The sequence below is a fragment of the Robinsoniella sp. genome (genome assembly GCF_034124845.1).
The window spans coordinates 1-5959 of record NZ_JAWYAJ010000126.1; the positions used below are offsets into that span (position 1 = coordinate 1).

Annotated in this window: 6 protein-coding genes; 4 read left to right on the plus strand and 2 right to left on the minus strand. The window is 41.6% G+C overall.

Annotated features, from left to right (window positions below; translation table 11 throughout):
- Window positions 1–142: 142 nt before the first annotated feature.
- Window positions 143–394: a TfoX/Sxy family protein gene (locus tag ACH2DQ_RS06070; RefSeq protein ID WP_394912609.1), complete on the plus strand. Its 252-nt coding sequence runs from the start codon at window positions 143–145 to the stop codon at window positions 392–394.
- A gap of 211 nt (window positions 395–605) precedes the next feature.
- On the opposite strand, the gene ACH2DQ_RS06075 is transcribed toward ACH2DQ_RS06070, so the two are convergent.
- Both ACH2DQ_RS06075 and ACH2DQ_RS06080 read right to left on the minus strand, forming a co-directional pair.
- Complete coding sequence (locus tag ACH2DQ_RS06075) at window positions 606–1817, minus strand: helix-turn-helix domain-containing protein (RefSeq protein WP_394912610.1); 1212 nt, start codon at window positions 1815–1817, stop codon at window positions 606–608.
- A gap of 45 nt (window positions 1818–1862) precedes the next feature.
- Window positions 1863–2102, minus strand: coding sequence for a polya polymerase (locus ACH2DQ_RS06080; protein ID WP_394912611.1), 240 nt, complete (start codon window positions 2100–2102; stop codon window positions 1863–1865).
- Between the two features lie 232 nt (window positions 2103–2334).
- Here ACH2DQ_RS06080 and ACH2DQ_RS06085 point away from each other — a divergent pair, with 232 nt between their 5' ends.
- The 3 genes from ACH2DQ_RS06085 to ACH2DQ_RS06095 form a co-directional block, all read left to right on the plus strand.
- Window positions 2335–3651: a glycoside hydrolase family 1 protein gene (locus ACH2DQ_RS06085; protein WP_394912612.1), complete on the plus strand. Its 1317-nt coding sequence runs from the start codon at window positions 2335–2337 to the stop codon at window positions 3649–3651.
- 27 nt (window positions 3652–3678) lie between these two features.
- Window positions 3679–5169 (plus strand): MFS transporter, encoded by a 1491-nt coding sequence (locus tag ACH2DQ_RS06090; protein WP_395025977.1) that lies wholly within the window; start codon window positions 3679–3681, stop codon window positions 5167–5169.
- A 24-nt stretch (window positions 5170–5193) separates the two neighbouring features.
- On the plus strand, window positions 5194–5959 hold a 766-nt coding region (locus ACH2DQ_RS06095), incomplete at its 3' end, for an alpha-L-rhamnosidase N-terminal domain-containing protein (RefSeq protein WP_395025979.1).

The window sequence follows — 5959 nt, forward strand, 5'->3', positions numbered from 1 at the left end:
CGCGTTGTCGTCAGTCAGCGGAGGAACCACTCCGCTTCCATCCTCCGCCTTGCAGTCTGACAAACTATTCAGCACTGTCAGTTTGGTTTCTGGCTGGATGCAGTACTAAGTGCAGGCGTTATACCTGATGGAGGTGACAATCATGAGCGATCTTGGCAAACTGCCCAATGTGGGAAAAGTATTAGAGAAACTGCTGGTGGATGCAGGAATTACAACTGCAGAACAGCTGCGGGAAATTGGAACAGAAGAGGCATTTATCAGAGTACGCATGCAAGACCCGGGTGCGTGTATCAATATGCTTTATGGCATTCAGGGAGCAGTGGAAGGAATAAAAGATAAATATCTGGAAGAAAGTACAAAAGAGAATTTGAGGCAATTTTACAGAAGCTTATAGGAATGTAAAGTTAAAGCTCCGGTGGGATGACACCGGAGCTTTTCACGACTATTGAGGGTAGCCGTGATTATGGAATATATTAACAAGATGCTAATACAATATAAATTTATCATATTCGACAGATTCATACAATTAAAATCGTTCGACAAATAAGCGTATAATTCAACAGAGGTACAGACCGTCATTCAACCTTTAATCTTTTACATTCTTTTTATATTTTCATATTTTTTCGTCGATATCCCGCAGGTGTTTCCCCCGTTACCTTCTGAAAAGTATCAGAAAAAAAGCTGCGCGAACTAAACCCGAGCTCATTACTGATATCAATAATACTCATATTTGTTGTGCTAAGTAAAATCTTAGCCTTCTTTATCCGTTCCTGATGGATATATTTACTTATGCTACTTCCCATTTCCTGTTTGAATTTACGGGAAAAATAGTATTCGGTATATCCCGCACGCGATGCCAGAAACTGAGTGGTTAGCTTTTCAGTGATATGCATGGTGATATAATCGCAGCAACTTAGGACAGCTCTGGAAATATTGGCATTGGTCCGTACCTGTCGAACTTTTTGTACATATTCCTCCATGATGTTTTCAACAAGAACTGAGGCTTCCGGAATAGAACCGGAGTCTTCAATTCTCTGGGTATAATAATCTTGCATAGTATAAGAAACAGCAGGAGATAGACCTCCTTCAATGGCTGCACGAGAACAAAGTGTCAAAAGGACAATCACATTATTCTTCGCATTGCGCAGAGGGCCTCCTGAATCAAATTTAACACCGCTGCTTAAGGTGCGGGATACATTTAAAGCTTCTTTATAATGGAGATTTCCATCCCGAATCATCTGAATAAATGTCTGCTCTGATGCCCAGATACCCCAGTGTTCATCTGATTTGGAGGATAAGTTTTCCGTATCCTTAGAATTATCTGTTGATGTAATATGCTGTAGTTGATGAATTGCAATTTTTTCTCCAGTGATACAGTAGTGAAGCATAATCGCATACTGATAGAGGAGATTGAGAGGTACGATTGGAACCTGTTCCAGCTGTCTTAGTACATCCATCCGGATTTGGACGGACAAATCGTGCCGGTTAAGACTTTCTTTTACCTGCTGGTAAGAATTCTTTCCGGTAAAAATTGGGCCAATGACATGGACATGAGTCAAACTGTTGCCATCCCATTCAAAGTCGGCAATCCACAGAAAATTCAAAAAGGTATCCAAAATGAGCGGATAATGACCGGTCTTGGCATAGTTAAGCAGATAAGTTGACTGGCTTAGTAAGGAATAATTATTACCCATGGCAAACTCTTTGGGACAGCTTGTATGAAGCAATGTCAAATCAGCGGTATAAGCCCAGTAGTATATATTATGGCTGCAACAAATCAGTTCTTGAAATAATTTTAGATTTTCTATGATACTCAATACACATTCCCCTTTCTAGCATATAAACTTGCGAACTTTGAACTGCTACGCTCTGCTCTCTTCTAGATAGGGGGAGAGTTTGGGAAAATCCTCCTTGCTCATACAACAAATCGATCCCTGACTCCAATCATAGGAATGGCTGGCAACCGTACAGAAGATATATTGGCTCAAAGTAGAACTAAGATTAAGTCTGTCTCCATCTGATGTTTCATAATACACTTCACCTTGGCAATTCTGAATTTCCAATAAAAACTTTGTTATATCTATATTTGATTTTAAATTCATATCCTTCGCTCCTAATCTCTTATCGTTTGCTTTCATTATATTATACATTCTGAAAAAAAACAGTTAAAAATTCGTGAATTTGTTCAAAAAATGGTTGATAAATAATTATAGATAAATATTGAACAAAAAAGCAAAATTTTGAAAACAAGGAAATGAAATAGTATATATAATCAGATTAAAGAGAAAAGCAATATGTAAGAGCAAATTTGGTTAGAGTAGAGAGGAGAAGCAAATGATGTTTTCAAAAGATTTTATGCTTGGAGCTGCGACAGCAGCACATCAGGTGGAGGGAAACAACATACACAGCGATTATTGGGTACAGGAACAGATACCACATTCTATGTTTAATGAGCCGTCCCTTGATGCAGTGGATCATTATAATCGGTATGAAGAGGATATTCATCTGATGGCAGAAGCAGGACTTAATACCTACCGTTTTTCAATAGAATGGGCGAGGATCCAACCAGAACCGGATTCGTGGGATGAGGCAGAAGTAAAGCATTATTGTAATGTGTTGGACTGTTGCTATGCAAATCATGTGCGACCGATCGTTACCATGCATCATTTTTCGTCACCTAAATGGTTAATCAGTCAGGGCGGATGGGAAAACCCGGAAGTGGTAGAGAAGTTTGCTGCATATTGCAAGCGTTTAGCCAGTGAACTGGGTGATAAAATGGAATATGTCTGCACGATCAACGAGGCAAATATGCGTCTCCAGCTGGCGGCATTAATGAAAGAAATGGTGCTGCGAATGGGAGGACAACAGGCAGATGCAGATAAAGAAATCGGTGATAAAGAGAGTGCAGCGAAAGAGAGTGATGTGCAAGTTGGCATCAATATGAATAAAGAAAACATGATGCTTAGCATGATGGAGAGTGCGCAGGCCTTTGACATACAGAATCCCATGGATGTTCACACCTTTGTATCTCAGTGTACAACGGAGGGTGACCTTTTAGTAATGAAAGCACATGAAGCAGCAAGGGATGCAATGAAGGAAGCGTGTCCGCATCTGAAAATTGGCTTGACCTTATCATTACATGATATGCAGCCTTATCCCGGTGGCGAGGCATTTGCTGAAAAAGAATGGGATGAGGAATTTAAGCACTACCTGCCATACATTAAGGATGATGATTTTCTGGGCGTACAGTGTTATACCAGAAAGCGTTTTGATGAAAACGGTGGTGCGCAGGCAAAAGATGAATGTTTGCGGACACAGATGGGATATGAAGATTATCCTTTAGCGATTGCAAACGTAATTCGTAAGGTTGCAGAAGAATTCAAAGGTGATTTGATAATTACCGAAAATGGAATCGCAACGGCAGATGACAGCAGACGCTGCCAATTTATCCGAGAAGTGACGGAAGGAATCCAGGCTTGTATAGACGATGGGATTCGGGTGAAAGGATATATGTACTGGTCACTCTTAGACAATTTTGAATGGCAGAAAGGCTATGGAATGAAATTTGGTCTAATCGGTGTGGACCGTAGCACTCAGACACGTTATCCCAAGGAAAGCCTTCAGGTGCTTGGAAGCTTAATGGAACGATAAAAGTAAAAGAAATGAGGGGGAACAAAAATGAGCAAGAAAGAGAAAAACACACAAAGTGACATCGATGGTGTACAGTATCGTCGGGCAAAAACATGGCAGATTGCCTTAGCGCAGCTCAACAGCGGAGCGGCCATGTGTTTCTATATGCTAATCGGTTATGCAAGCTACGTTGGAAACGTGGGATATGGTGTTGCAACCGCATTGGTTGGAATGATTATCACAGGTACCCGTATTTTTGATGGCATTACTGATCCGTTGATTGCGTTATTGATTGATAAAACGAACACACGGTTTGGAAAGCTTCGTCTTTTTATGTTTGGGGGCTGGCTGATTGAGACTCTGGCAGTATTCATGATGTTCAATTGGTTCAGCGACAAAGGGCATGGCATAGTTACTTTTATTCTAGTGTACATGCTGTACATTATTGGCTACACAATGAATAATATGGCTGGTCAGGTCATCGGACCGGTGCTGACCAATGATCCGAAACAAAGACCATTAGTAGGAGTGTGGTCAACTATTTACAACTACTTCATCCCGATGTGTATATCTATGGGGATTACAGTTGGAATCTTACCTAGATATGGAAATCAATTTACCGCCCCGATGTTGGCTGCAGCTTGTACTTTTGCAGTAACCGTTTCCTTTATACTGGAGCTTTTGGCCTGCATAGGTGTTTCACCGGCAGATAAGACGGAAAATTTTAAGGGAATCAGTACTAAGAGCAATCAGGAGGAAGTAAAGATCAAAGATATGATTACTATCCTTAAGACCAACCGTGCCCTTCAGACTTATATTTTTGCTGCAACATCAGATAAACTAGCCATGCAGACGGCTGGGCAGGCAGTTGTCACGACCATGTTATATGGAATCATTATCGGTAATATGCAGCTTTCAACCATTGTCAATATGGCAGCCATGCTTCCTTCCATTATATTTGCTATTTACGGTGGACGCTATGCCGGAAAACATGGAAATAAAGAGTCAATTATTACGTGGACACGCCTATGCATTATTACCACCGCTATTTTGATCGTATTTTTTGGAGTGACATCTTCCTGGACAGTGGGAAAGGTGATGCCACTGATGATAGTTTTCTTTGTCCTGACATTGTCTACAAATGGATGTAAAATGTGTGTGACGACGGCAACCGGAGCCATGTTGGCGGATATCATCGATTATGAACTGGATCGTTCCGGTAAATATATGCCGGGCACGATGACAGGTGTTTATAGTTTTGTCGATAAGATGGTTTCCTCCCTGGGTGCAACGATTGCTACCGGAAGTGTGGCCGTAATTGGTTATACAGCAGTAATGCCACAGCCAACTGATAACAGAACACCTGCAATCTTTATAATGGCGTTGGTATTGACCTATGGTCTGCCAATTCTTGGTTGGATCTGTACATTGGCTGCACTTAAATTTTCACCATTATCCAAAGAGAAGATGGTAGAGGTGCAGCAAAATATTCAGGAGAAGAAAGCACAGGCGGAAGCAGAAGAAGAGTCATTCGCTTAAGGGTACAGGGAGGTATAAATTTAAATGAAAGCAATTAAACTCAAGACAGAACGCCTGGTGAATCCACTTGGAATTGACATCAAACAGCCGTCTTTATCATGGATTTGCCAAGATGGAATTACTCAGACTGCATATGAAATAGAAGCGGTATCAGATGGTTGCATCATCTGGAAAAGCGGGAAAGTATCAACAAATAAAATGCAGGTGATCTTTGGTGAAGTACTGGAAAGTAAGCAGCGGGTAAGCTGGAAAGTCCGTCTTTGGGATGAAGCGGATACGGTTGGAGAATGGAGCGAGGAAGCTTTTTTCGAAGCGGGTATTTTGGATGCTGCGCAGTTTGTGGCAAAGTGGATAAATCCGGAATTGGTTAGTGATCCATGTATACATATGCCGGCCAGTTATTTGCAGACAACTTTTAAGGCACCCCTTGGAAGTCAGGCGCGACTGTACATCACCTGTCACGGGCTGTATGAAGCATATCTGAACGGTCTGAGGGTGGGCGACTTCGTGCTTGCACCGGGAAGCGATACCTATAATAAAAAACTGACCTATCAAACTTACGATGTAACTGAGCTGGTGAAAGAAGGAAAGAATGATGTCCAGGTGATCTTAGGGGATGGATGGTATCGCAGCTGCTCCGGTGTGGATGGAGAGAGAAATCTCTTTGGTGAAGATATTGCGCTGTACTTTCAGTTGGAAGTTGATGGTGTGCCAGTTTGCATTTCAGATGAAAAATGGCAGGCAACCCAGGATGGCCCAATTCGTGAAAATGATATGCAGCAAGGTGAAA

Excerpts from the sequence above, each read along its gene's own strand:
- ACH2DQ_RS06070 (WP_394912609.1), top strand. The coding sequence starts at position 143 with ATGAGCGATCTTGGCAAACTGCCCAATGTGGGAAAAGTATTAGAGAAA.
- ACH2DQ_RS06080 (WP_394912611.1), bottom strand. The coding sequence starts at position 2,102 with ATGAATTTAAAATCAAATATAGATATAACAAAGTTTTTATTGGAAATT.
- ACH2DQ_RS06085 (WP_394912612.1), top strand. The coding sequence starts at position 2,335 with ATGATGTTTTCAAAAGATTTTATGCTTGGAGCTGCGACAGCAGCACAT.
- ACH2DQ_RS06090 (WP_395025977.1), top strand. The coding sequence starts at position 3,679 with ATGAGCAAGAAAGAGAAAAACACACAAAGTGACATCGATGGTGTACAG.